Origin of the sequence: Pseudomonas sp. IT-P171 (genome assembly GCF_949767765.1) — a bacterium.
In the GTDB taxonomy this organism is placed as follows: domain Bacteria; phylum Pseudomonadota; class Gammaproteobacteria; order Pseudomonadales; family Pseudomonadaceae; genus Aquipseudomonas; species Aquipseudomonas fluorescens_B.
In genome coordinates this window covers 266875-293851 of sequence record NZ_CATKQN010000060.1, presented here as the reverse complement: position 1 = coordinate 293851, position 26977 = coordinate 266875, and the positions used below count along the sequence as shown (strand labels likewise).

21 protein-coding genes and 1 pseudogene are annotated in these 26977 nt (G+C 59.9%); 7 read left to right on the top strand and 15 right to left on the bottom strand.

All coding sequences use genetic code 11. From position 1 onward, the window contains the following. Positions 1–362 precede the first annotated feature (362 nt). Positions 363–824, top strand: coding sequence for a hypothetical protein (locus ACM6I5_RS30415; protein ID WP_017339543.1), 462 nt, complete (start codon positions 363–365; stop codon positions 822–824). A gap of 227 nt (positions 825–1051) precedes the next feature. On the opposite strand, the pseudogene ACM6I5_RS30410 reads toward ACM6I5_RS30415, so the two are convergent. The 5 genes and pseudogenes from ACM6I5_RS30410 to ACM6I5_RS30390 all read right to left on the bottom strand — a co-directional run. Next, a pseudogene (locus tag ACM6I5_RS30410) lies at positions 1052–1150 on the bottom strand (arsenical resistance protein ArsH); the annotation flags it as partial. 41 nt (positions 1151–1191) lie between these two features. Next, entirely contained in the window at positions 1192–3318 is a 2127-nt protein-coding gene (locus ACM6I5_RS30405; protein WP_414885295.1) for a TonB-dependent receptor family protein, read from the bottom strand. A 132-nt stretch (positions 3319–3450) separates the two neighbouring features. Then, complete coding sequence (locus tag ACM6I5_RS30400; protein WP_414885294.1) at positions 3451–3750, bottom strand: hypothetical protein; 300 nt, start codon at positions 3748–3750, stop codon at positions 3451–3453. Positions 3751–3909: 159 nt separating this feature from the next. Continuing rightward, entirely contained in the window at positions 3910–4605 is a 696-nt protein-coding gene (locus ACM6I5_RS30395) for a tRNA (adenine(22)-N(1))-methyltransferase (protein ID WP_414885293.1), read from the bottom strand. Between the two features lie 120 nt (positions 4606–4725). Continuing rightward, a complete protein-coding gene (locus ACM6I5_RS30390) occupies positions 4726–5535 on the bottom strand; it encodes a helix-turn-helix transcriptional regulator (protein WP_414878416.1) in 810 nt (269 codons plus the stop codon). 96 nt (positions 5536–5631) lie between these two features. Between ACM6I5_RS30390 and ACM6I5_RS30385 the strand changes: the two genes are divergently transcribed. Both ACM6I5_RS30385 and ACM6I5_RS30380 read left to right on the top strand, forming a co-directional pair. After that, positions 5632–6603 carry a threonine dehydratase gene (locus ACM6I5_RS30385; RefSeq protein ID WP_414878417.1) on the top strand — a complete coding sequence of 324 codons (972 nt, stop codon included), beginning with the start codon at positions 5632–5634 and terminating at the stop codon, positions 6601–6603. A 98-nt stretch (positions 6604–6701) separates the two neighbouring features. Then, on the top strand, positions 6702–7031 hold the full coding sequence (locus tag ACM6I5_RS30380) for a DHCW motif cupin fold protein (RefSeq protein ID WP_414885292.1): 330 nt from the start codon (positions 6702–6704) through the stop codon (positions 7029–7031). A gap of 32 nt (positions 7032–7063) precedes the next feature. Here ACM6I5_RS30380 and ACM6I5_RS30375 read toward each other — a convergent pair whose 3' ends face one another. From ACM6I5_RS30375 to ACM6I5_RS30340, 8 genes are all read right to left on the bottom strand, one after another. Then, positions 7064–7843: a hypothetical protein gene (locus tag ACM6I5_RS30375; protein ID WP_414878478.1), complete on the bottom strand. Its 780-nt coding sequence runs from the start codon at positions 7841–7843 to the stop codon at positions 7064–7066. Between the two features lie 77 nt (positions 7844–7920). Continuing rightward, positions 7921–8910: an alginate O-acetyltransferase AlgX-related protein gene (locus ACM6I5_RS30370; protein ID WP_414885291.1), complete on the bottom strand. Its 990-nt coding sequence runs from the start codon at positions 8908–8910 to the stop codon at positions 7921–7923. Further along, entirely contained in the window at positions 8907–9560 is a 654-nt protein-coding gene (locus ACM6I5_RS30365; protein ID WP_414885290.1) for an alginate O-acetyltransferase AlgF, read from the bottom strand. The genes ACM6I5_RS30370 and ACM6I5_RS30365 overlap by 4 nt, the downstream gene beginning before the upstream one ends. Before the next feature lie 8 nt (positions 9561–9568). Next, positions 9569–12112, bottom strand: coding sequence for an NfrA family protein (locus tag ACM6I5_RS30360; RefSeq protein WP_414885289.1), 2544 nt, complete (start codon positions 12110–12112; stop codon positions 9569–9571). Beyond that, entirely contained in the window at positions 12109–14223 is a 2115-nt protein-coding gene (locus ACM6I5_RS30355) for a glycosyl transferase family protein (protein WP_017339531.1), read from the bottom strand. The genes ACM6I5_RS30360 and ACM6I5_RS30355 overlap by 4 nt, the downstream gene beginning before the upstream one ends. A gap of 12 nt (positions 14224–14235) precedes the next feature. Continuing rightward, positions 14236–16449 (bottom strand): hypothetical protein, encoded by a 2214-nt coding sequence (locus ACM6I5_RS30350; protein ID WP_414885288.1) that lies wholly within the window; start codon positions 16447–16449, stop codon positions 14236–14238. Between the two features lie 42 nt (positions 16450–16491). After that, positions 16492–17670 carry a non-hydrolyzing UDP-N-acetylglucosamine 2-epimerase gene (gene wecB / locus ACM6I5_RS30345; RefSeq protein WP_017339530.1) on the bottom strand — a complete coding sequence of 393 codons (1179 nt, stop codon included), beginning with the start codon at positions 17668–17670 and terminating at the stop codon, positions 16492–16494. A gap of 638 nt (positions 17671–18308) precedes the next feature. After that, positions 18309–18734, bottom strand: a complete 426-nt coding sequence (locus ACM6I5_RS30340; RefSeq protein ID WP_414885287.1) for a hypothetical protein — start codon at positions 18732–18734, stop codon at positions 18309–18311. A 247-nt stretch (positions 18735–18981) separates the two neighbouring features. Between ACM6I5_RS30340 and ACM6I5_RS30335 the strand changes: the two genes are divergently transcribed. Then, entirely contained in the window at positions 18982–19995 is a 1014-nt protein-coding gene (locus ACM6I5_RS30335; RefSeq protein ID WP_033037628.1) for a GlxA family transcriptional regulator, read from the top strand. Positions 19996–20497: 502 nt separating this feature from the next. Further along, a complete protein-coding gene (locus ACM6I5_RS30330; RefSeq protein ID WP_017339527.1) occupies positions 20498–21895 on the top strand; it encodes an MFS transporter in 1398 nt (465 codons plus the stop codon). Positions 21896–22002: 107 nt separating this feature from the next. On the opposite strand, the gene ACM6I5_RS30325 is transcribed toward ACM6I5_RS30330, so the two are convergent. Next, the gene (locus ACM6I5_RS30325) at positions 22003–22497 is read right to left on the bottom strand and encodes a PaaI family thioesterase (protein ID WP_414885286.1); all 495 of its coding nucleotides are present in this window, start codon (positions 22495–22497) and stop codon (positions 22003–22005) included. A gap of 260 nt (positions 22498–22757) precedes the next feature. Between ACM6I5_RS30325 and ACM6I5_RS30320 the strand changes: the two genes are divergently transcribed. Then, positions 22758–25328 (top strand): EAL domain-containing protein, encoded by a 2571-nt coding sequence (locus tag ACM6I5_RS30320; RefSeq protein ID WP_414885298.1) that lies wholly within the window; start codon positions 22758–22760, stop codon positions 25326–25328. A gap of 31 nt (positions 25329–25359) precedes the next feature. On the opposite strand, the gene ACM6I5_RS30315 is transcribed toward ACM6I5_RS30320, so the two are convergent. Further along, the gene (locus tag ACM6I5_RS30315; protein WP_414878424.1) at positions 25360–25764 is read right to left on the bottom strand and encodes a RidA family protein; all 405 of its coding nucleotides are present in this window, start codon (positions 25762–25764) and stop codon (positions 25360–25362) included. A 143-nt stretch (positions 25765–25907) separates the two neighbouring features. Between ACM6I5_RS30315 and ACM6I5_RS30310 the strand changes: the two genes are divergently transcribed. Continuing rightward, positions 25908–26846 carry a LysR substrate-binding domain-containing protein gene (locus tag ACM6I5_RS30310; RefSeq protein ID WP_414885285.1) on the top strand — a complete coding sequence of 313 codons (939 nt, stop codon included), beginning with the start codon at positions 25908–25910 and terminating at the stop codon, positions 26844–26846. Positions 26847–26977 lie beyond the last annotated feature (131 nt).

Here is a 26977-nt window from a genome sequence, read left to right as displayed (position 1 = left end):
TTCCCGAGTAAACGGTCCGGCGCGATCGATTCATTGACATGTTAAATCCTGCTAGCGGTCCCGTAGACAATGGAGGCACAGGCTGAATGCCCGTGCGCTACGCGCCAGGTCGAGGCGTTTATTCGGGGACTTCCAGTCGCAAGGATAAAAAGAGCGGGGGCCTGTGTATCGCTGTGTATCCGGACCCGCTGTACAGATGCTGGTGTACAAATGCCCCTCGATCCGGATACATCCGGGATACACGGTTGCAGTCAAATAGCCTGGCCTTAGCGAGAAAGCAAATGCCTCTCGCACCACGGCTTATCGCCCCAGTGGCATGACCCTAAGCGGTCTTACCGCGTACAGTATCCGGAGAAATAACCATGTCCCATATCTCGAACAAATCCCGTATTGGCCTGATTGCTGTCGCGCTGGTTGGCAGCATGAACCTCGCTTCGTCCGCCTTCGCCGCTGACGCACTGCCTCAAGGCTATCAACTCGCCGCGGCGGAAAAGACCAGCGAAGGCAAGTGTGGCGAAGGCAAGTGCGGCGCCAGCGAAACCGGCGCCAAGGTCACCAAGACGGGTGAAGGCAAGTGCGGTGAAGGCAAATGCGGCGACGCTTCTTTCGCTCGTACTGACACCGACCACGACGGCCGCGTTTCTTTGAAAGAGTTGCTTGCCGTCGCCCCGCAAGGCGCTGAAGAGTTCAAGGCGATGGACACCAACAACGACGGTTTCCTCTCCGAAGGCGAGGTCTACAAATTCCGCACCAACCAGTTCACCTCCAACGGCAAGAAAGTACCGACCGAACTGTTCACCAAAATGAGCAAAGCGCAGAACTGATAGCAGCTGCTGCCAACTACTGCACCTGTTTCACCCCAACGCCCGATGCATCACATCGGGCGTTTTGTATTTCAAAAGGCAGGTGCCTGAGGTTCAAGTCGACCGCTGATTAATACGTCGGGCCAACAGAGTGAACTTCCCCCGTTCCTCCATGACGTCCACTACCGGGGAGCCGCCGCTGACTTGCATGACCGCGAGTGTTTTTCCTTGGGGCGGACACTCGGATGACACCAGACCTGTCCTTCAGACCATTGCATCAGCTCGAGCAATTCCTGAACTTTGGGGTGATCGTTTGGAGCATCATCCGGTAACGGCAATCCCGATGGACTGATCGACTCAATGGTCAGATTCGTTTGCCTCAACCCGTTCAGAGCAAACTCCACGATACCCCGACATACACCCCCAAACCTTCACCCGGCGTGGATCGTGCTGCGTCCAGTCCTTTGTCGTCATAGCCCGGGGTGACGGTGGCGGCGTAGTGCTTGTCGGTCAGGTTGCGCACGTCCAGCCAGGTCTGCCAGTCGCCCTTGGGTGTGTTGTAACCGAGGGTGGCGCCGAACAGGGCATAAGGATCGGCGTAATAGCTGTTGGCGTAATCCACCGCAACTTTGGACACCCACTGCGTGTTGAACGCTGCGAAAAAGCCTTGCGGCCAGTCGTAGCGCAGTTCGCCCTGGTAGTAGTGCATCGGCAGGCCCGGCAGACGGTTGTCGCCGAAGCGGTCGTCGTCGCGGTAGTGGAAGTCGCTGAAGGTATAGCTCTGGCGCAGGCTCAGTTGGCCGCCATCGTCCCGCGACCACAGGTTGCTCTGCAGGCTGGCTTCCACACCCTGGTGAACGGTGGGGCTGGCGTTGAGTTCGTAAGGCGTGGTGGCGCTGGCATCCGGCAATACCGAGAGCAATTCGTGACGCACTTGGGCGAAGTACCAGGCCAGGCTCCATTGCCCCATCGCGCTGTCGCCGCGGCCGCCGATTTCCAGGGTGGTTGCGGTCTGGTTTTGCAGCTTGATCGGATCGCGCTGAGCGCCTGTGGCAACGCCGCTGCCTGCCGGGAATCGAATGTTGGAGCTATAGATCAGCGACCACGGGTGTGGCGCTTCGACCGAGCGGCTGAGATTTCCGAACACTTGCACGTCAGGTGTCAGTTGGTAGCGCAGGCCTAAACGAGGAGCGTAGTCCCAGTCGTTCAGGCTTGTCTTGCCGCCCCCTTGCGGGTAGGTCACGGCACTTTCACGGCGCGTGTAGATAGCGGCGAGACCGGTCGTCAGCCACAGGTCGTCGGCAATCTCCAGGTCGTTGCCCATGTGCAGGACGGTGTCCGAGCCCTGATAGGTGAAGTTGCGAATGGGTGTGCCTGGCGTGTAGCGGGCGGTGTTGCCGGTGGGGATGCGCACCGATTCGCTGGCTCCCGCGTTGGGCAGGTGCTTGGTCACGCGAAGTCCCAGCATGCTATGGCTTTCCAGGCCCCAGAGTGTGTCGCGACGCTTGTAGTCGAACGTGCCGCTGACGTCCGTGTACGCGACCTTCAGACGGTTGGGGCCTTCACGCAAGTCCATGGGATAGTCGTGGTAGACAAGACCGGCCTGAACGCTCGAATCGTCATCGATATAGTAAGTGGTCTTGTTGCCGATGAAGGTACTGCCCGGTTGTTCACGGCTGTCATCGCGCGACACGTAAGCGGGGTTGGCTGCTCGTGAGTCGTGCTCGATGGAGTGCTTGGTCACCCGCCCGGCGAGCTCGTTGTCGGTCTGGCGATAGCGCAGATAGAAACGCGTTTCCAGGTTCGGGTTGAAGCGATAACCAAAGTTGGCGATGACGCCCTGGCTCTCGCTGGTCGTGTGGTCCTGGTAGCCGTCGGAGCGTGCATCGGTCGTGGCCACGTAGTAGTCGAAATCGCCCAGTACCTGCCCGGAGCTGACCTGGCGCTGCTGATAACCATGGCTGCCCATCGCATAACGCACCTGTAACAGCGGTGCGTTGTAGCCGGTGTGGCTGACGTAATCGATCGCCCCGCCCAAGGCCAGGGCGCCCCGGTCGAAACCGTTGGCGCCGCGCAGCACCTCCACGTGGTCGAGCCACAGCGGTTCCAGCAGTTCATAGGGCGTGCCACCCGGGCCGGTCAGAGGCAGACCGTCGAGCAGGGTGTACAACCCCGAGGCATGGGCGCCAGGTGCACGGTTGATCCCCGACCCGCGGATCGAGATTTTTACCCCTTCGTTGCCCGCAGACTGGGCATAGACTCCCGGCTGATAAGCCAACACATCCTGGTTGCTGGCCACGCGGCCCTGCAAGGGGCGGCGCAGGTCGACGACATTGGTGCCGCCAGGCACTTCGGCAAGTCGGGCCTCGGCGTCTTCGACCGACGCGTCTTCGCCGCTCTGGTCCTCAGCCCTGATCAGCACTTGTCCAAGTTCCAGGCCTTGGGCATCGGCCATGGCCGGACAGACAAAGGCCAGGCCCAGCAGCGCAGCGGGCAAGGAATTGGGCGAGGGCATTGAGAAACTCCAGACGAACAGAATGGGCAGTGAAGAACTGCGACGTAGGGAAGAACGAAGGAAACACATGGCAATTTTGTTTTTTGACCAGATAAGCGGGGGAGAGAAGAATGCTCTTGCTACCCTACGCGCCTAATTTCTGCACTCGGCCAACACCACCTGGCAGGTATCCGGCGTGCCACCGGAGCGGCCGGCATAGCGAATGCAGTTGTTCATGGATTTCTGGCGCGCCATGTCCAGGGTATCCCCCCAAGCGAGGCCGCCCTCACCGGAAGTGGGCAATGCCTTGGCATAGCAGCTTGAGCCTATGCTTGAAGCCGAATACCGAACTGTGGAGTTTTTTCCCGAGCATCCCGCCATCATCACCAGATTGATGGCAAGCAGGGAGTGCAGGGCCCATGACGAGCATTGACGTGCTGTTTTTCCGGTCATGGCGTTTTCCTGCAACAGACGACTCGCAGTGTCTGCAGTCGTGTACTCATCAGTTTAGACGGTTGGCTGCGGTTGAGAGCTGGCGGTGTAAACCCACCACGTTGTTCACGGATGCTATTCGGCTAATGGGTGGCAAATGACTCAGGCTGGCATGCGGGCTCAAGCCAGCAGTTCGCTGATCCACCGGGCCTGCCGGGCAATGTCCTGCGCCTTCTCCATGGGCACGGCCTGTCGCGCCCGGGTGAACTGGGCCAGGGTCTTTTGCTTCTGGCGCAGCAGGCGCTGCCACTTGTCCAGGAACGCCGGGCTGCGTGCCTGCATCTGCAGCGGGCCGAAATACAACTCTTCGGCGGTGTACGTCACCGGCCCGGTGCGCTCTGCGACGATGATTTCGTAGTCGAAGCGGTTTTCCCGCAGCACCTCCTCGACGAGGATTTGGTAGCCATTTTCCATCAGCCATTGGCGCAGTGGCTGCTCGCCGCCGTTGGGCTGCAGGATCAGGCGCTCCTGGCCGTTCAGACGCGTTTTGCCATTGTCGAGGATGTCGCGGATCGTCTCGCCGCCCATGCCGCAGATACTGATCGCCGTGATCCCGTCTCTCGGCTCGATCGCTGCCAGGCCATCGGCCCGGCGCACGGTGATCCACTGGTCCAGGTCGTTCTCGCGCACGGTGCGTTCGGCAGAGCGGAACGGCGTCTCTGCCACTTCGCCGGCCACCGCCGCGGTGATGGCGCCACGGCGCATCAACGCCACCGGCAGGTAGCCGTGATCCGAGCCGATATCGGCCAGGCGCGCACCTGCTGGCACATGCGCCGCCACGTGCTCCAGGCGCATGGACAATGTCTGTTCGTTCAACTGCAGCCTCTTTTCATTACGAGCGCCCGCCACTTTTGGCCGGATCGGGACGGGATTCTGCCGAGCTACGCGGTGCATTACAAATGCCTGCCATCCGATGGCCTGACCACGAACGCCCCTTCAACCTTTACGCAACTGCGCCGGACTCACGCCAAGGCGTTGCTTGAAGGCGGTCGCCATGTGCGCCTGGGAGTTGAAACCGCAGGAGAGGGCGATCTCCGGCAGGCTGGCTGTTGAATCGCGCAGCCGGGCACGGGCCTTGGCGAGGCGTCGGTCGATCAGGTAGCTATGCGGGCTTTTGCCCGTCGCGTTTTTGAATGCGCGCATGAAATAGCCTTCGGACAGTTCAAGCAATCCTGCCATCGCCTGCACACTGAGCGGACCCTCGAGGCCCGCGTCGATAAATTCATCGAGCAGGCGCATTCGGCTGTGGGTGATAGACCCCTGGAACGGTATCGACGACACGTCGTGCCCCTTCGCCCGTTGAGCCAGGGCAAGTGCCCAGGCCTCCCAATCGTCATCCACCGAGGCACGCAACAGCGCGCTGCGCATTCGCAACGCGAGGGTAATGGCCTGCGGATCAATGCGATTGTTGAAGGCATGATCACCTATCCATTCCATACCCTCGGTATGTATGACCCGCAGGTACTCACCGCCTTGGGATGATTCGGACAGCACGTCGCAACCGACCGGGACGAACGCCAGGCTATTGGGCGTGGCCAGGAAAGGGTGCACCCGGTCGCTGCCGATCGCGTGCAGGCCTCGCTGGCTGTCGAAGGCAAAACCGATCGCCGCGTGGGTCGCTACATATCGGGCTGAGTAGGCGCAACCGGGTAACAGTTCGATCGCCCAAGGCCCTGCCTCGGCACGGCGGACCGGTTCAGGAACGAGCGATGGCTGCAGGCGGTTTCGACGGTTCATAAGCGCCATAGTAGAGAAGAGCGGGCATAAAAGTCAGGTCAGTTTTTTGAAAGCCAGCGCAGTGCAGCGGTGCCTAGACTGGGCAAAACCTCAGGAGGCTGCTTCATGAACAGACTGACTCGCGACGATATCGAACAAGCGGCTCGCCATGTGTACCAGGTCATGCCCGCCACCGCCCAGTACGCTTGGCCCTTGCTGGCGGAGCGTGTGGGTTGCACGGTGTGGGTCAAGCATGAAAACCACACCCCTACGGGTGCTTTCAAGGTGCGCGGCGGCATTACCTTCATGCACTGGCTCAAACGTGCGCACCCGGACGTGAAGGGCATTGTTTCCGCTACCCGAGGCAACCATGGCCAGAGCCTGGCGCTGGCCGCAAGCGCGCTGGGCTTGCGGGCGCTGATCGTAGTGCCGGAAGGCAATTCGCTGGAAAAGAACAATGCCATGCGCGGCTTCGGCGGTGAAGTGGTCGAGTATGGCCGCGACTTCGATGAGGCCCGTGAAGAGGCTGCACGCCTGGCAAAAGTGCATGACCTGTACCTCGTGCCGCCATTCCACACCGAGCTGGTCAAAGGCGTGGCCACCTATGCGCTGGAACTGTTCAAGGCTGCGCCGGACCTGGACACCGTCTATGTACCGATTGGCTGTGGCTCTGGGATTTGTGGAGTGATCGCCGCCCGCGACGCACTGGGCTTGAAAACCCAAGTGGTGGGGGTGGTTTCCACAGAGGCGGCAGGCGCCAAGCTATCGTTCGAAGCGGGAGCAATCTGCGAAACCGCCTCGGCGAATACCTTTGCCGATGGCCTCGCCGTACGCAAGCCGGTTCCCGAGGCCTTCGCTATCTACGGGGCAGCGGCGGCGCGGATCGTATCCGTCAGCGAGGGCCAGATTGCCGAGGCCATGCGCGTGTATTACACCGATACCCACAACCTCGCTGAAGGGGCAGGCGCGGCAGCCCTGGCGGCGCTTATTCAGGAGCGTGAAACCATGGAAGGCAAAAGGGTCGGAGTGATTCTGTCTGGCGGGAATGTTGACCGAGCGGTGTATGCGAGAGTGATCGCCCCAGACCTTCATGCCTGAGTGGAGGCCTGTATCTCATAAATGCGAGGCATCTGTGTCTATCGCAAGTCTCTCTGGATGGCTACGGTCCACAGACATTCTTCATTGATGAGGCAACCATGGATCTCACGGCTGTTCCCTTTGGTACGACTGATTGGTCGACGGTCGAACCAGTCCAGCATGCTGGACAAACCGGTACCGCCTCTTGGCGAACGTGCCAGTTTGGTTCGACGCGCGTGCGGATGGTCGAATACAGTCCCGGCTATCTGGCCGATCACTGGTGCTGGAGGGGTCATATCCTGTTGTGCCTGGAAGGCGAGTTGCACACGGAACTGGAGGATGGTCGCCTGTTCACACTCACCGCCGGGATGAGCTATCAGGTGGGTAGCAATGCAGAGGGGCATCGATCTTCCAGCCCCCTGGGTGCCAGGTTGTTCGTGGTGGATTGACGCTGGGAGTGACCACTTGTGCACGTTCTTCGTTATCGCCCGAGTTGCTCCACCAATTCAGGCGTCACGTAGTGTGGTCCGTCGAACAGGTAGAGCGGATAGCCGTCATAGGCGGCCAACTGCGGTTTGAGCTCGGCGGCGGTGGCGGAGCGGAATCCGCCACCGAAATTGGGGCGGAAGGCTTCGACGATTATCCGCACACGGTCTTTGCCCAGACGCTGGCGCAAGGCGTCGGCATAGGTTCGGGCGACCGGCGCGGTGCGGGCGTAGACACCGACGCCATCCTGGAAAAACACGCCAATGTCATTCGGCAGCCACTGTTTGAGCCATTCGGCCGTGGCGACGGGGCCGATATTGGCGCCGTCGTAAACGCTGATCCACAACGGTCGCGGCAGTTTGGCAAGCAGGGCGGGCAACTCTTTGGCACGGGTCCAGCTGGGGTCGACTTCGGCAGGAAAATACCAGCCGGTGACGTGAAGCGGTGTAGGCAGTTTGGCGATGCGTTCCGAGACTTTAGCCAGTTGCTCGATGTTGTCCCGCGAGCGATTTTCGCTGAAGTAACCCGCCAGCCCGAGGATCACATCCTGCGCCCAGGGCGCCTTGGCGATGCGCACCCAGTCGGGCAGCACCGGCACACCGGGCAGGCCGGTGCCGGGGATGAAGGCCTGGTCGTCAACGACGGTCCATTGCACCAGCAGTTCACGAGCACCGAGTTTTTCCCAGTGACCGTTGATGCCGACCGTTCTGTTGTCCGGCTGCCAGACGATGCCGACAATCCCCGGGTTCAGGGGCTTGTTTGTCATGTAGAGCATGCTGGTTCCTGCGCTGAGGGTGACGGCAAACAACAGCGCCGCCACGCTGGCGCGGCGGGCGGTATAGCCAAAAATATTCACGGCAGTGCCTTGTTGATGCGTTGATGCCATTGGCTCAGCGAGGTGACGCCCTTGGCGCTCCAGTTGGCAGTCGCATCCGGGCCAAGATGAAACTGCCCCTCATTGAATTGCCAGACGATCACTTGCGGCTTGTGTTGGGCAAAATCCGCCGACTCCAGGTATTGCAGCAGCGTAGCCCATGGGCCGACATCACCGGGGTTCCAGGTCAGCGCGACGGGGCGGTCCAGCGCATTGGAGAGCTTCTGGGTAAAACCGAGGTAAGGCTGGACAAAGCTGTTGCCGATGACTTGCACCGGTGCTGGCGCATCATCGATCAGCAAGTCGTTTTCTGCCTGATGGCGAACGGTGTAGAGGTCGCGGCCAATCGCCTTGCGTTTGATCGCCGGCAGAAAATTGCTCGCCAGATCGCCGAACGCGCGGCGGTCGAACCAAGGACCCAGCGCCGCGCCACCACCGGGCTCGCCTTGCAGCCGGTAGCGCCCGGTAATCAGTTGCGCGGTGGCGTCGGCGGTGTTTTCGGCGCTCCAGGCGGTCCAGTGATAGTCGGCGCGGTAAAACGCCGTTTGTTCGCCTTGCTCGGTCCTTTGCAGGATGGGCTTGATGTTCAGCGTACTCAGTCCGACGCGAGTCAGGTCACTTTGCAGGTGTTCGTAACGCTGCATCACTGCCGCGCTGATCGGCTGATCGACGGGCAGGCGCTGGGCATAGAACGGCGCTTTCATCGGCACAACCAGCACGATCAGCCCGATGTGTTCGCGTTCGAGTTGCTGCTGCAATTCTTTGATCAGCACAACATTGCGGGCAGTGCCGGTATTGTCGACCTTGCTCAGGCTTTCCCAGGCCGGGAACAGCCACCCGCCGTCGCCCGTGATCACTGCCGAAGCCGCTTGGACGGCGGTGCTCGAGAGGCTCAGCAACAGACCCGCAATCAGGGTGGAAACCGCCAGGCGCGGGGTCAAGCGAACGTGTTTAAAAGGAGAGGTCATGGCGCGGTCTGGTCCACAAGGCCAATCAATCGTGGCGCCTGGCCGGAGTCGATGATGTACAGGCTGTAACGATCGCCGGCCTTGAACGGTTCCAGCTTCAACGGCAGGCTTCTGTGCTCGTTGCAGCTGGCAACCAGCGTCGCCTGCACCGGGTTGATCGTGCGCTGGGCCTGACCGTTGAACGGCACCTGGCTGAACACCGTGGCGCCATTGGCCAATTGGACGTTGGCCTTTTCGCAACCGCTGCCCAGGTTGTACACGTTGAGTTCGGCGCGCAGGTCTTTACCGCGCAAGGGCGGGTCGATCACCAGGCGAGGTGCACGTGCCGGGTCGCTGTCGAGAATCAGCGTGACCCACGCACTTTTTGGTGCGCTCAAGCCCTGGATCACGCGACCATTGACGGTGACTTGCAACGGCTGTCGCGAGTCGACGACCTGAAAGGGACTGGCCACCGCACTCTGGGCGGAAAGTGCGACGCTCATGCCTTGGCCTACCTGAACCTGCATGGCCGTGTCGGATGGATTGACCACCCGCAGCCACGCCGAACCCTCGGGCAATGCGGGTGCGTACAACCGGGCAATGTCGGGGGCGGCCTGGGCCCACGACGGGAGGAGGGCAAGGCCCAGCCACAAACAGATTCGAACGTTCATACAAGTCCTCAATAGGAATAAGTCAGGCGACCGAATACGCCTTGAGCGCGGTTATCGCCCAGCACCTTCACGCGGTACTGCAAGGAAAAATCCACGTAGGAACGGGGCGCGTTGTACGCGTCCTCGCGGAACCAGTAGCGGACGTTATTGCCGACACCCACGCCCCCGGCCTTGCCGGACGATGATTCGGTGCGGCCATCGGCATCGGTCCTGCTGTTCATTTTCGAGTCGTAGTCGAAAGCGGCCACCACATGGGGGAAGGTGACCCAGCGCGAGCCCGCGCCGCCAATGGCGTAGCTGCGACCGACCTGCCATTCGCTGTTGAAGTAGTCCCGCGAGTCGTTGATGTAATGACCGGCTTCAGCGAAGAACTGCGAGGTCCACCAACTGGAAGCATCAACCCGCAGATCGGTGCCGACGCTTGAGCCATAACCCAGGCGCACCAGCCAGTCACCGTCGACGTCTGACGATCCCAAGGGAAATGTGCGCTCGAAGGCGGCCATCACGTTCAGCGACGTGAACGGTTTGACCCGGATTCCGACGGCGCCTTGCAGCGCATCGAAACCGGTATCCGAATCGCCGTTCTTGCTCCACAGCGTGTCAGTGATGCGGCCGTAGAGTTCGACAAAGCGAGCGTTGCGATACCCCAAGGCACGCCAGGACAGTTCGGTGCTGTTTTGCAGGCTGTCATTGCTGCTACTGCCGCTGCCGGGCGCCGAACTCAGGCCACTGCTGGAATTGTTGCCGCGATAGCTGGTGGTGCTGGTCAAGCCGACTCTGCGCGAGACATCGCCCACCGTGCGGCGGGTGTCGAACAGCTGTTGCGCAGGCATGTCCAGGTCACCGGACGCTTGCGCATCGATGACGCGTTTGAAGTAGGCCACGGCTTGCGCGTCGTCATTGACCCGGATGGCGTTATAGGCCGCGTCCTGAGTGGCTGTCGGCGTGAGTGGAGTGACTGCATCGGATTGACGAAATGACGCGTGGGCACCGTCATCATCGCCGGCCTGGACCGACAGATAAGCGATCTGCAAATCGCTCATCGACTCCAGTTCGCCGGTGTCGCGCGCTTGTTGCAATCGTTCGCGCGCGGTCCGGCGCTGGCCGATGGCGGCATACAGGCTGGCCTCTTCGTAAGCGGGCAAACTGCCCATTGCCAAGGCCTGAGTAAAGTCCTGGCGTGCACCGGAATCGTCACCCGACTGTTGACGCAGGCGACCGCGTTGGGCCAGCAGCCGAGCGTCATCGCCGGTGATTTTCAGACCTTCGCTGGCCGCCGCGATGGCTTCGGGTACACGTTTCTGCTCGCCCAAGGCGCTGACCAGCAGACGTCGGTAAGCTGGATTCTGCGGCGCCCGGCGAATGGCTTCAGTCGCCAGTGCACCCGCTGTTGCCGGGTCTTTGCGGGCCAGCGCCGCGTAGGCCTGACCGGCCATCTCGGTGCCGCCGTCGCGCTGATTGCCAGGCCAGATATCGCAGACCAGGCCGAACGCGGTTTCCTGACAGTTCAACGCCGGTGCCGGAAAGCGGGTCACTGCATTCGAGCCGTTGTCTTTCTGTCGTAGCGCCATGCGAGCGGCGGTGCGTCGGCGGGCCACTTCGCCGCTTTCATCGTCGGCCAGTGGCTGCAGATGATCGAGCGCTTGTTGCGGCTCGCCATGGGCCAGTGCGGTGTCGGCGGCGAAGAAACGAATGTCACGGGTTTCTGTTGCCAGCAGGCCATCGATAGCCAGCGCATGATTCAGATCTGCCTGGGCCGCCTGCGTTTTGCCCTGTCGATCAAGGGCGTAGCTGCGCAAAATCCACGGTGCAATTTCCCCGTCGTCCTGGGCCAATGCGCCTGATGCGGCAAGCTCGGCGCCGCGGTAGTCGCTGGCGGCGAGCAGGGCACTGATCAGCAGTTGCTGATGGGCGCCGATTTCCGGCGCCCAGGCCACGGCTTTTCTGGCCTGGTCCACGGCCAGCGGCACATGGCCTTGCTCGAGGGCGCGATAGCCCGCAACCGCCAGTGGCGCGGCCAGTTGCCGACGAATCGCTTCGCGGCGCATCAGCAACGTATCGTCGTCCGGGAACACGGCCAGCGCCTGAGACGTCGCCTGATCCGCTTCCTGCAAATTCTGTTGGCGCTGCAACGACTCGATCAGCAGCAGCCGATAATCCATGCGTTTGGGTGCCTGAGCGATTGCAATACGTGAAGCTTGAGCCGCCGCGCCGAAGTCATCGCGATCATAGGCCTTGAAGGCCTTTGCCGCGGCCCCGAAGCCAGGGGCCTGACGGGACTGCGGATAGCGCTTGGGATGGTCACGCAATTCCTTGTCGCGCTCAGCCAACGCAATCAGCGTATTCAAGCGCGTGATGTCGGCGCGCTGACGCAATGCTTCGCGGGCCTTGGCGATGGCCAGGTCATAGTCTTTGCGCTCGTAGGCACTGTACGCCTCGTTGGCGGTGACATAGGCCGGACCGGTCAACGGCAGCGGCAATGTTTCGCCGTGCACAAACGCAGGCAGCAGGCTCAGCCCCGTGGCCATGAGGGTCAGCAAGGGGCGGTTCATGCCGGAAGCTCCGCAGGGTAGTGGCTGTGCTGACGGGCCACGGCCTTTTCGATGGTGGAGCGGGGCAGCACGCCGCTGTCGACCAGATAGTCGCCGATGCGTCCGTGACGCTGCGGGCGGTACTGCAACATGGCGCGGTTGAACTCGTCGCGATTCAGCAGGCCCATTTCGATCAGCAGGTCACCCAGCAGTGGCGCGCGGGCATCCGGTACGGCTTGGCCATCGCGCACGCTCAATTGACGCAACTGCGCAACGATTTCGCTTTCCCGGGCAATCAGTTGCACCGGTTCGCTACCCAAGACCTCGCTGACTTGTTGCAGGCCGGCGGTTGGCAACGGGCTGGCCACGGCAACTTGTGCGCGGCCGTCGGCATTCAAGCCAAGCGGCACGACGCGCCAGCGCAAAGCGAATTCATCGTCCAGGGTCAGGGTCGACAACTGCGCCTTGGCAGCCACATCGAATACCCGCGGCAGGTCGTTCTGGAAGGCAATGGCCTCCGCCAGTGTTTCGTCATCCAGCCAACCGTTGCTGAGCAAAATCCGCCCCAATGGCATGTGCCGGGTTTTCTGTTCGATGAGGGCACTTTGCAGGTCGGTTTCGTTGATCGCCTGCCAGGACAGCAACACGCTGCCCAGCTTGCGCGGTGCGGCCGCGACCAGGTCGGTGGACGGGAAGTCGTGCATGGTCTTGTCCCACACCAGCTTGCGGTTCAGCACTTTGCCGACGATGAACATGCGCCAGGCCCTTGATGCGGCCATGAAGTTGACGAAGTTGCCCACGACCATGCGCGGGATCGACAGCAAGCCATGCTGCCAGCCGTACAGCACGGTGGTGAAATAGCAGCGGTGGGCGATACGCCAGGCCAGCGCGATACCGTTGGCCAGCAGCAGGTATTTGATGAAACCGTTGGTCTCGAATGGCGTCGGGAAACTCACGTCCCACAGACCGCTCTGGCGCAGGATGATCAAGCCCAGCAGTTGCACCAGAATCACGTAGGCGATGATGCTGACGAACGCGGTCACCACGCCTTTGCGGTCACGGAACAGCAAATAGCGGTTGGCCAGCGAACCGTTCCAGCCCATTTGTTCCCAGCCTTGCAGACCGATGCCCAGCGTCCAGCGAGCCTTCTGGCGGAACGCGGTGCGAAAGGTATCGGGAAAGAATTCGCGCACGCACAACGGCATCTTCAGGGTCGATTCGTAAGGCTTGCGAAACCAGGATTTGCGCAGCACGCGAAACTGCACCGGGAAACGCACGAAGATCGCGTTCATGCCAACCTTGGCCAGGCGCGCGCCGACGTCGTAGTCCTCGGTGAGACTGTCGGTGTTGAATGGCTGGTTCTGGGTTTCCCCGGCCAGTACTCGCAGGGCGCGATGGGAGAAACAGGTGCCGACCCCGGCGGACGGTACGGTATCGGTCATGCTTTCACGCACCACCAGATCCTTGCCGTGCCATTCGGCGAATTCGTCCATGTAGGTGCCGGCCACCCATTCGTACCAGTTGCGCTCCAGTGACACCACGGGTAACTGGATCATGTCCTTGCGCGGCAGCAAGTAGTTGAACAGGCGCAATTCCATTGGGTGCAGCACGTCTTCGCTGTCGTGCAGAACCACGCCAGCGAAAGTCATGCCGTGGGTTTTCTCGTGCAGGAATATCGCCTGGATCACCCAGTTCAGACAGTCGGCCTTGCAGGTCGGCCCGGCATGCGGGACTTCCACTCGATGCAGTTGCTTGTAGCGCCGACGCATGCGTTCCACTTCATCGATGGTGCGCTGGTCGTTGATGTAGGTGCCGACGAAAACCACATAGTTCTGGTAATCCAGGGTCGACACCATGTTCTCGATCATCGGCGCGATGACGTCGTATTCCAACCAGGCCGGGACCATGATTGCCAGCGGCTGTTCATCCCGCGCCATCAATTGCTCGGCGGTCAGCGGCCGGTATTTTCGGTCCACGGTGAACTTGCGGAACAGGCGACGAGACCAGTACCACAGGTCAATGAACAGATCGTCCAGGCTGGAGATCAGGATCAGCACCGCGACCACGATGGTCGAGATTTCCAGGAAGCTGTAGTAGTGGGCCAGCCAGTAGGGCCAATAAAGCGACGTCATCGAAGGGTTCCGTTACTGGCGATTGCGACGGGCGTTTCGGCCAGCCAGCAACAGGATGAGAACCAACAGGATGCCACCCGGGATCAGCCACAACAGCGACGGCGTGCGCCAGGCGTCGAGGCCCTTGGGTTCATTGTTGTCGATCAATTGGCTGCCGCTCGGGTCCTGGGTGTCGAAGGTGTTCAATGCACCGTTGTCACCGAGGATCGCCACGTCGCCGCGGGTCAGCAGAATCTGTTTGGCGAAGCGTGGCGCGTCAGTGCCCAGCGGTCGATAGACCAGACCGTGCTGTCCGCCGGCATTCACTACTTGCAACGAGGCCAGGTGGTTCAGGGGATGCACGTCCAGCAACACCTGATCCTTGTGATTGATGCGCAGGCGACCCTGCTCATCCGCTTGTACCGATTCCTTGCTGTCCTTGATCGGCAGCTCGAAGGCGAGGAAGGCTTTATCCGGTGTGACCGAAATCTTTGGATCGGCACTGACTTTCAGTTGTGCCCGCAGCGGGGAAACCCCGGCGCCGTCAGCCACCGAAATCACTTGCGGCAAGCTGCTTGCCGGGTGGTCGAGGTAGGTCTGGGGGACGAGGATTTGTGTGTCCATGGCAAAGCGCGCGGCCATGCCGGAGAAGTCATCACCCAGGGCCGTCTTGTCCAGCACGATGTGGCTGGTCGGCAGCACCGAGACCGGGAAGGCTTGTGGCGTTTCCAGGCAGCGATCACTCACGGGCTGGCGCTGGAACGACACGCGCAAGACGTTCGTTGCACCCACCGCATAACGCGGGATACGCGCTTCGATGCGCTGCATTTCACCGTTGGCCACGAGCTGTTGCGCGCCAATCAGATAATCATTGAGAAACAGCGAGGCTACCGGTGCAGTGTCTGAGGCACCGGGCGCGGCAGACACATCGATCACTGCCTTGACTGGCAAGCGGCCGTCATAGGCCACGCTGCCGAGAGGAAACGAAGTACTCCAGTCGGATTTGGCCAGCACGTCGATGGCACCAGGATTACCGCCCAGGCGGGACAAGGCCACGCGGCCGTCGGCGCTCAATGGCAACTGCGCTTCGCTGACCGTCAATTGGCGGCTGCGCGCCAAGGTGTTCCAGGCCGAACTGAACAAGGCCAGGGCCTTGCCGGTGGCTTGCGGCGCGATCATCAGCACCGGACGTGTGCCGAGTAGTGCCAGGCGCACGTTGTCAGTACCGGTGGCGGCCAGGCCTGCATTGATATGCCGTTCACGCCACTGTACCAGCGCGTTGGCGGCTGTGGCGTCGAGACCTTGAATCTGGCTGTGCAGCGCGTCCAGAGATGCATTGACGGCCTTGAGCAGTTGCGGGTCGTTGATGGCCAGGTCCGCCTGGACGTTCGGCGTCTGGCCCAACATCAGGAGGGCGCCGATTTGTGCAGCGTCCGCCAGCGCGTGCGGGCCTTTGCCGTTGAGGCTGGCGAATGCTGGAATGCTCAGCAGCTCAGCCGGAATGTGCAGGCTGCCCAGGTCAATACTGTCTTGAATGGCAGGGAAGGGCAGGATGCTGCTGTGTTTGCCGATCCGTTCCAGCGCTACCCCGAGGCGCCACGCCGCATCGTAGCTTTCGGCGGACAAGGTGCCCGACGCGACCATGATTCCCGGTTTGCCCGGCAGTGCCGTCCACGCGGCGCCGACGTCCTGCAACAGGCTGGCGTCGTAGCTGTAGGTGAGGCGCGTGTCCGGTTCGATACGCAGCACGTTGCCGATGGCGCGTTCGTCTTCGCACAACACGCGGGACACGATGGACGACCAGGCAATGCCCAGACGCAGCGAGCCGCTGTCCCGCGCTTTCTTGTCCACGCCCAGCGTGGCGCTGGCGTCACCCTGGGGTTCGCTGAGCCCTTCGGCGCGCACCGGATAACCGTCCAGTGAGAGCAGCAGCGTATTGCGGCCGCCTTCACCATTGAGATAGCTGGCGTCGAAATTCAGGGTGGCCTCCGTCAGCGGCACACCCGCCGGCACCGGCAGATAGAGCTCGCGACGGGCATCGGTGGAGCCGAGAATGATCGGCGCGTCGATCCCCAGATCGCTCAAGCGCACCTCACGCTCCTGGCGAGTGTCGGCGTTGAGCCGGTTGATCGCCTGGGTGAGCGGGCTGTCCGCGGCCAAGGCAAAGGTCGGCATGAGCGCGAGCAGGCTTACGCCACAGGCAAGGGCGCTGAGCGCACCCGTATGGATGGCAACGGAAGACTTCATTCAGGCAGATCTCGAGCAGATAGGGGGAGGAACGGTTTTGGTTTATAGAGAGGTGGAGGCCGAGAGATTTTTCCCGGGTTCCTCGCGCACGGCAGCCGCTGTCGGGTGTTGCAGGAACCTGGGCAGCGCGCGTACCACGACGAAGTCATCGACCGCGCGACCCATCAGGGCGTCGACGATGCGCGCGCTGGCCTTTCCATCGCCATAAGGGTTGGCCGCCTGGGCGCAGCGACGCCACAGCAGTTCGTCATCAAACAGCGCGTTGACACCGGCGATAATCGAGTCCGGTGCGGTGCCAACCAAGCGCACAGTGCCCGCTGCGACCGCTTCCGGACGTTCCGTTACATCACGCATGACCAGCACCGGCTTGCCCAGTGACGGCGCTTCTTCCTGCACGCCACCGGAATCAGTGAGGATCACATGGGCACGTTGCATCAGGCGCACGAAGGTCAGGTAATCCAGCGGCTTGATCAGGTGCACATTGGGCAGATCGCCCAGTTGCTCGGTGACCGGGCCGATGACATTGGGGTTCAAATGCACCGGATAGACGATCTGGATATCCGCGCGCCGGGCCAGATGACTCAGGGCCTTGCAGATATGCAGGAAGCCTTCGCCGAAGTTTTCCCGACGATGCCCGGTGACCAGCAGCACCTTGCGGCCGCTTTGCAGAAACGAGAATTGCTGGTCCAGACTGGCCCGCAAGTCAGCGTCCTGCTCGATGCGCCGTGCGGTCATCTGCAACGCATCGATCACCGTATTGCCGGTCACGAAGGTGCGGCCCTGCAGGCGTTCATCGAGCAGGTTCTGGCGCGACTCATGGGTCGGCGCGAACAGCATGTCCGCACCCAGGTCGATGCAGCGACGGTTCATTTCTTCCGGCCACGGGCTGTAGATATCCCCGGTTCGCAGCCCGGCCTCCACGTGTCCGACCGGAATGCGTCGATGAAACGCTGCCATCGCGGCGACCATGGCCGAGGTGGTATCGCCATGCACCAGCACCCGGTCCGGGCGGGTCATTTCCAGCACCGGGTCAATTGCTGCGTATAACGCCGCAGTCAGCGAGTTGAGCGTCTGGTGTTGCGTCATCACATCAAGGGTGTAATCAGCCTTGAGGTCGAACAGATCCAACACCTGTTTCAGCATGCTTTGATGCTGGCCAGTGACGCAGATCCGCGAATCAATTCCCGGTTCTTCGGCGAGGGCTTTGACTAACGGCGCCATTTTGATGGCTTCTGGACGGGTTCCGAAGATCGAAAGGATTTTAATCTTATGGCGAGCGATGATGCCTTCCTTGCGCAGTTTTAGTGCGCAACACAACAGCGGCCCAGGTTTTATTGGAACTTGGGCAAGCTAGCGTTTTGAATTTAATTAAGGTCGGGTCATCGGCGTGAGAGGTGAGTAGATGTTCACTTCAGGTCAATAAGTTTGTTGCCTGGAACCCGGAATCGTCCGAATTATTAGCATCCGAGAACAGTATTTAAAAGTGTTAAATGTATTTTTTTATCTGATGGGAAAAGTTTGAAACTTTTATATGGGTGGTCGGTCTTTTCTAGTTTTTTACAATTTAAGCAAGAGTCTTGATGTTTGTTGTGTTTAATTTAACATTATGATTCTTATAGGCTTTTTTATTATTTAATACCATTCGTCGCTACGTGTGAATTATTCTCGCGTTATAAGAGTCGGGAACGTTCCCGGTAAGGCGTCGGCTGGCTGGAGTATAACGGGTTATAGTCACTTAAGTGACGCCTGTATATTGTCGCGACGCAACAATGTTTTGTGAGCTTGTCACCCGTGTTTGATAACGGTCCTGCTGCGAATTGGCAGGTTAAGTGTTTGACTGCCAAATTAAGCCTGGCTAATCACTTCGCTTTCCAGTGTCCGCCACCCGACTCGCAATCAATCTTCAGCTGGCTCAAGTGTTCGGCGTCGTAGTAATACGTGGTCACTTGGGCATTGTCTGGAATGTTGAGCGACTTGGCGTTCTTGTCCTTACTGGTGGAGTGAGGATTGGCCAGCGACTCCTGAGTCAAGGTCGCAATGCAAGTGGCCTGATAATGACCGTCGCACTGTTTCACCTTTTTCTTGGTGCTGGTCATCATTTCCTTGCTTTCATTACTGCATGACCAATCGATGGAATTGACCGGCATGCCTTCATACTCATAGCAACTATGGGTTTCGACCACGGGCACGGAAGGGCTTTGGGAGCGGGTCAGGACGTCGCAGCCTTCAGCGAAAGCCAGGGCCGGACTGAGGCTGGCGATCAGAAACAGCACTCTACTGTTCATCGGGGTTTCCTCTCCAATGGCGCCTTGCCAGATCAAGGATCGGCGCTGATAACGTTTCGAAAACGCGATGACGCGCCGGGTTCCATTCGTTTTTGATCGGCGACAGGCTGTCACTGTAGAAGTCGCGAATCGAAGGTACGAATCATGGCGCGGTCCCCAGAGGAACCGATGGGAGGAGCGTGGACCGTTTTGCGATATCCTGATGCACCAGACTCCTGTCCGTTCACGCAACCGAGTGCCAAAAACATTGATCGAACGACGCCAATTTAGCGGAGGCATGAAGGGGAAAAATCTCCGCTATCTGAACGACAACCCCAACGAGCCTGTTCAAATGACGCGAACAGGCTTTTTGCTGCTCGAACATTTCTCGCTGCCTGCTTTTACCCAGGCGCTGGATACAATCGTCACCGCGAATCTGCTACGCCCCAAACTGTTTTCGTCCCGCACCTTCGGCTTGAACGACGGGGAAGTGGTCAGCGATCTGGGGCTGGTCATTCGGCCGGATGCGCGCATCGACTGCTCGGTGATTCACGACCTCGATCTGCTGGTCATTTGCGGTGGCTACCGAACCGAGCTGAAGGCGACTGACGAGTTGATCAGTCTGTTGCGAGCGGCCGCCGACCAGGGCGTGAGCCTGGCGGGATTGTGGAATGGCGCATGGTTCCTCGGGATCGCCGGGTTGCTCGACGGTTATCGTTGCGCGATTCACCCCGAACATCGCCCCGCGCTCGCGGAAATTGCCAAGGCCACGCACGTCACCAGCGAGCCCTTTGTCATCGACCGGGACCGGCTCACGGCGTCCAGCCCGTCAGGTGCCTTCCACATGGCGCTGGACTGGATCAAGGGCCTGCACGACAAGGCGCTGGTCGAGGGTATTGAGGACATCCTCGCGTTCGAAGAGTCCCGCTACCGGCGCATCAAACCGACGGAGAACGTCTGTGTGAGCGCTCCCTTGCGCGAGGTGGTGAAGCTGATGGACGCCAACCTCGAAGAACCGCTGGAGCTGGAACAACTGGCCGTCTATGCAGGTCGTTCTCGTCGACAACTCGAGCGTTTGTTCAAGGAGCAACTCGGCACCACGCCGCAGCGTTATTACATGGAGCTGCGGATTACCGAGGCGCGTCGACTGCTCCAGCACACGGAGCTGTCCCAGGTGGATGTGCTGGTGGCCTGTGGGTTTGTGTCGCCGAGCCATTTCAGCAAGTGCTATAGCTCGTATTTCGGTTACAGGCCGTCCAAGGAAACGCGGCTGGTCAAATGACACTCTTCTGAGCCGGTTCTTCGAGATCGGCGATCTTTACGTTCGACATGTGTTGTCGTACGACTATCTGAAATTAAAAATCTGCTGGCAATTTCGCCCGGACTAAAAGCTGTCGGACTGCTTCGCCCCGCGTGTTTGGTCGATAGCGAATCTTCAGCGAGGGCTGAATGGCGAGACGAACGGCAATTTTCCAGATTGACAGCCGGGTAGGGGACTCGCTATAAAAGGCGCAGTTGTACGACGACATACGATGTTACACCCCTAAAAACAAAAACCGGGTCCCATCATGAACTCAATCCGCTTTCTCGCCTCCCTGCATCCCGCTTCTTATGGTCCGGTCCTGACTGCCTGCCCGTGCGCATTGTCTGCGGCAGCTCCGCCAACCCCCTGCTTGCACGTGCTACTCGTCTGACGCGAGCCGCAGAGCGGCGTGCTGCGCGTAAGAAGTGATCTCGCTTGAAACCGAGAGATCATCACCATAATCCAATAATAAAGTGATGCGATGAATCTGAACGAGCCCATCAATGCGCAACGTGTCGGCCAGGCTGTCGGTAAATACCGCTGGACGATCTGCGCGCTGCTGTTTTTTGCTACCACCGTCAACTACCTGGACCGCCAGGTGCTCAGCCTGCTGGCACCGGATTTGTCGACGCAATTTGGCTGGAGTAACAGCGACTACGCCAACATCGCTTCCGTTTTCCAGTTTGTGTACGCGATTTCCATGTTGTTTGCTGGTCGGTTCGTCGACAAGATCGGGACCAAGAAGGCCTACATCATTGCGATCAGTATCTGGTCGACCGGCGCCATGATGCATGCCTTTTCAGTACCGATGGGCGAGGGCATCGCAGCGGTGTGCGGCGCGTTCGGACTGGCTGTCATCCCAGTGTCGATCGCAGGTTTCATGCTCTCTCGCGCCGTGTTGGCGATAGGCGAAGCGGGTAACTTCCCGATCGCGATCAAGGCCACTGCCGAATACTTCCCGAAGAAGGAGCGCTCCTTCGCCACTGGTATCTTCAACTCCGGCGCCAACGTAGGCGCGATCCTGGCACCGATCTGCGTACCGCTGATTGCCGGCCTGTGGGGTTGGGAAGCGGCGTTCATCGTGATCGGCATGCTGGGCTTCGTCTGGGTGGCCGTGTGGATTGCGCTGTACGACAAACCGGAAAAGCAAAAACGTCTCTCGGCGCAGGAGCTGGCCTACATCCGCAGTGATGCGCAGGTGATCGATACTCCGGCGCCGAACGTCGCCGAGAAGAAAGTATCGTGGTTCAAGTTGCTGACCTACCGCCAGACTTGGGCTTTTGCCTTCGGCAAATTCATGACTGACGGCGTGTGGTGGTTCTTCCTGTTCTGGCTTCCGACGTATCTGTCAGCGCAATACGGCATGAAAGGCCAGGCCATCGTGTGGCCGCTGGCCGTGTTGTACAGCATGACCATGGTGGGCAGCATCGGCGGCGGCTGGTTCCCCAGCTACTTCATGGCTCGCGGCGACGCGCCGTATGACGGTCGTATGAAAGCCATGCTGGTGATCGCTTTCTTCCCGCTGCTGGTACTGTTGGCGCAGCCCTTCGGATACATCAGCTTCTGGGTGCCGGTGCTGTTGATCGGCGTAGGCGCGTCGGCGCATCAGGCGTGGTCGTGCAACATCTTCACCACCGTGTCCGACATGTTCCCGCAAAAATCCATCGCATCGGTGGTCGGCATTGGCGGATTGGCGGGCGGCTTGGGCGGCGTGGCAATGACCAAAGTCGGCGGCTGGGTGTTCGACTATTACAAATCGATCAACGACATTCACACCGGTTACATGATCATGTTCGCCATCTGTGCGGTGGCTTATCTGGTGGCCTGGAGCGTGATGAAACTGCTGGTGCCACGCCATAAGGAAATCACCGACCTGTAAGGGGCGGGCCCGACAAAAGTGAATGGCAAGGCCCGATTTTATCGAGCCTTGCCATTTTGCGTATCAGCCCAACGTAAATCGTTCGGGCTTCTGAAGAAGGTTGCTGCCTATCGACCATGAGCAACCGCCGCCAGTTGCCCGGCATCGACGCGCACAAAAATAGAGTCCCCGACCGCTGTCAGCACATCCCCGGCATAGACCTCGCAGATGACGCGGGTTTTGCGTCCCACTTCGCCTTCCACTTTCGCACGCAGGGTCAGCGGTACGCCCATCGGCGTCGGCTTGATGAACTTGATGCCCAGGTTGCCAGTGACGCAGTTGATGCGCGGTAGGCTGGCGACTTCGCGGTTTTCCATGCGGTAGTGATAGGCCATCGCCGTCCAGTTGGAATGGCAATCAACCAGCATCGCGATCAAACCACCGTAAACCAGATCCGGCCAACCACAATACTTGGCTTCCGGCATATGCTCGGCAATGACATGCTCGCCGTCTTCATGCCAGAAGCTCTTGATGTGCAGCCCGTGTGGATTGCTGCCGCCGCAGCCGTAACAAACGCCGTCAGGCGCGGCGGTGTCTTGCAGGGAAGTGTCGGGTGTGGACATGCCTGGATCATCCTCAAGAATGTGAACGGGAGCGGGCAGATATTAACGCTGAACCGCTAGCGATGGTTGCTGCAAATCATGTCCGGCGCGGGTGCCGGATCGTTCCCCAGTGACATCTGTTCACAGTCAGATCGTGGCGGGCGCAGAACCATAGGCTTTAATAGTAAGCGGCCCTTCATGGATGCCGCTGTTCATCGTTCTGCCAACGCGGCCGATATCAGGGTATGCAACACACTAACGTCGACGACCAGCAGGAATCTATGCCGAACAGTTCCACCTCCAGTAACCCTGCTTCCTCCCGTCGCTCGAGCGTGGTACTGGCTCGCGCCTCGCTGCTCAAGTTTGTGGGTCTATTGGCGGGCGTGTTTTTACTGGCCAGCTATTCACTCGTTTACCTTGCACATGATTTGGACCGGGCAGAGGAGGCTGAAAGCGCGTTCTACACGAAGAAGGCCGTCCAGTCGCTGGAAAAATCGCTGCGCTCAACCGTCAAGGATTACGCCTTCTGGGGTGACGCCTACAGGCACCTGCATGCCGAAGTGGACCCTGACTGGGCCTTCGTACGACAGAACGTCGGAGCAACGCTCTACACGGATTTCGGGGTCCAGGGACTGTTTGTCGTCAACGACGTTGATCGCACTGTTTACGCTGTGGTCAAGGGTGAGCTGAAATCCGTGGAAGTCACTGAGTGGCTCAAGCAGTCCATCGCCGGAATTCTTGACAAGGCGCGTGCAGGAGCGGAAACCGAGACGCCGATAACAGCCTTCATCAACCTGGGAGGAGTACCCGCCCTCGTCGCGGCAGCAGCCATTACGCCGGGAACCGATCCGACAGTGGTGCCTGATGACAGGCCACCTTCAGTGCTGGTTTTCGTCGATGTGTTGAACAACGCCAAGCTGCAGATGATCGGCGACGATTTCGGGGTCGATCGTTTGCACGTCGTCACGTCCGGCGAAACCGACACTGCGTCGCTCTTGCCACTGGGCGATGACGGTTCGGCCGGCAGCCTGCAGTGGAGACCGGAAAGGCCGGGCCTGCGGTTGCTGGGGATAGGGTTGCCATTGATCGGCATTGCCGCGTTGTTGGTGTGCCTGATGACGTGGGTCATTTTGCGTCGCACGACCGCGGGTGCGCTGGCACTTGATGCCAGCTATGCGTCACTGCAAAGCAGTCAGGACGCCCTTGCCACCAGCGAAGCACGCTTTCGCGACGTGGTTGAAGCCAGCTCGGACTGGGTATGGGAAATTGATCCCGAGTGGCATTTCACCTATTTGTCAGAACGATTCGAAGACGTGACGGGGCTCTCGAGAGACATCTGGATTGGTGCGGTAATCGATGATCTGCTGAGTACCGAACTGGGCACGCTGGCTCAGTGGCTCAGCATCCCGAACCGTCGTCCGGATATCAGCATTCAGTGCCGATACGTCGATACCGAAGGCCAGGAGCGAATCACTCGTCTTTCGGCTCGAAAGATGGCAGGTGGGGGGTTCCGGGGGACTGCGACGGATGTGACAGAGGAAGTCGAAGCTCGTCGGCGTATCGAATTCCTCTCGCAGCATGACGCCCTGACCGGGCTGCCGAACAGAACCCGCCTTCAAGAGTTTCTCGACGGTAAACTCAAGGCATTGCCAACGATAGAACAGCCGCTGGTCATGCTCAGCCTGGATCTGGATCGTTTCAAGCCGGTGAATGACTTGCTCGGGCATGCCGCAGGTGATCTGGTCCTTAATGAAGTGTCGAGTCGCCTGTCAGAGTGCGTGCGCCATGGCGACCTGGTCGCTCGGGTGGGCGGGGATGAGTTTGTATTGATCCTGACCGACGTGAGTTCCCAGGAAGAAGTCGAGACGCTCTGTCGCCGCTTGATCGAGTCCATCGAGCAGCCAATAACGATCGATGAGCAGGAAGTGTTCGTCAGCGCCAGTCTAGGCATTGCAATGGCGCCTCATGACGCATGCGAGGCGACCGAGCTGCTTCGCTATGCGGATATCGCACTCTACGAGGCCAAGGCCGGAGGGCGTAACACCTGGCGCTTTTATGCCGGCGATATGAACGCCAGGATCATCGAGCGCCGTCGTCTGGAAAGCGACCTGCGCTTCGCGATCAAACATGGAGAGCTGCGGCTGCATTTCCAGCCACGCTATCGTATCGCTGACGGTCAGATGGTGGGTGCTGAAGCGCTGGTCCGGTGGCAACATCCTGAGCGCGGTTTGATACCACCCGACACGTTCATCCCGATTGCCGAAGAGTCCGGGCTGATTCTTTCCCTGAGCAACTGGGTTCTCGATACCGCCTGCCGCTGCGCCGCACGGTGGCCGGAAAGTTTGTTCGTATCAGTCAACCTGTCACCGACCGAATTCAAACGAGGCAATCTGGTCGAGCGTATTCAGACAACCCTTTTGGACTCTGGCATCGACCCTGGCCGCGTAGAACTGGAAATTACCGAAAGCGTCATGCTCGAAGACGCCACCGGCGCTCTTGAGGTCATGCGTACGCTCAAACGTCTCGGCGTACGGATATCAATGGACGACTTTGGAACGGGATATTCTTCGTTGAGCTACCTTCGCGCATTCCCGTTCGACGGCCTGAAAATTGACCGCAGCTTTTTGAACAGGCTGGCCGATAGCGAGGATGACAAGGCGATCATCCGGGCTATCGTGGGCCTGGGACGTGCGTTATCGCTCACCGTAACGGCTGAGGGCATTGAGACGGCCGATCACCTGAAGTTGCTGAAGGCGGTATCGTGCGATGAAGGTCAAGGCTATTTCCTGAGCCGGCCGCTGGATATTGTTGCTTTCAATGAGTTGGTAGGCCTCTTCGAGGAAGCTCGTTAGAGGCAGGCTACCAACCCTGAACAACGGTCATTCATCCCTGGACGGATTCCGGAAGTCTGGCGATCACCTTGATCTCGAACTGGAAACCATACAGCCACGTGACGCCAATCCCGGTCAGCGTCGGGTGCGGCGCGTTGCCCCAGAACTCCGGGACGATCTTCCAGATCGTTTCGAACGTCGATTCGGGATCGACGATGAAGACGGTGACATCAATCACGTCGTCGAAAGTGCAACCAGCCGCGACCAGGATCGCGTTCAGGTTGTTGAAGGCAAGCCGGACCTGATTCTCCAAATCAGGCTCGGGCGATCCATCCTCTTTGCTGCCGACTTGTCCGGACACGAACAGAAAGCCATTGGAGCGAATCGCCGGCGAGTAGCGATTGCGCTCATAAAGCGCTTGGCGTCCGCTCGGAAAAACCACGTCACGCGTTGTCATAAACCACCTCGATCAAAAGGCCGAAACCGACCCGAAACTAACGATGTAGGGACTGTAAGGACTTGCGCCGGGGCGATAAACGAGCAACCTTGGTGATCACTGTTTGGAAAATACAAACAATCTGATCGGAACAAGGGGTGGCGATGGACCGTTTTGACGCGATGCAGGCATTTGCGCGTGTGGTGGAGGCGGGCAGTTTCACCAAGGCTGCAGAGACCCTGCACATGAGCAAGACCACCGTGACTCAACTGGTGCAGCAACTGGAAGCGCGGTTGCGCGTCAAGTTGCTCAACCGTACGACGCGCAAAGTCAACGTCACCGCCGATGGCGCCGTGTATTACGAACGCGTGATCAAACTGCTGGCCGACATCGACGACGCGGAAACCAGTCTGTCCGGCGCCTCGGCATCGCCCCGGGGCCGGTTGCGAGTCGATGTGCCGAGCCCGTTGGCGAGCATGATTCTGATGCCGGCATTGCCTGGGTTCTACGCGCGATATCCGGACATCCAGATCGACATGGGCGTCAGCGATCGCATCGTCGACATGATCGATGAGAACGTCGATTGCGTGGTGCGCGGCGGTGAACTCACGGATCAGTCGCTGATGGCCCGGCGCGTCGCTGATCTGTCGCTTGGCGTTTTCGCAGCACCGAGCTATCTGGCTCGCGTCGGTACACCCTTGCATCCGCGAGAGTTGGAAGAGTCGAACCATAGGATCGTCGGTTTTCTGTGGGCGCGCACCGGCAAACCATTGCCCTATGCGATGCATAAACACAGCGAGCGCTTGCAGATCAAAGGTCGCTACGTGTTGGCCGTCGACGATGGCAATGCCTACCTCGCGGCCGGCCTGGCAGGGTTGGGTGTTCTTTGGCTGCCCAAGTACATGTCCAAAACCTTCGAGGCGAGTGGCGAGTTAGTGCCGCTGTTCGAAGACTGGCACCTCGACACGATGCCGCTTTACGTGGCTTTTCCACCGAACCGGCATATAAGCCTCAAGTTGCGCGTGTTCATCGATTGGGTCGTCGAGGTGATGGCGCTCCATGCGCCGGTGGGCGACCGACAGGTATTGCCGCTGGGCAAATGATCGATGGCTTCGTTGACCCGACGCATGGGCGAAGCGCTCGGCTCCGGTCGAGCGACTCGCGTGGGTATCCTGCGATGACGCCGGGCAGAGCATCGCAGCACTTTGAAATTATCGGCAACACCGGTCACTCT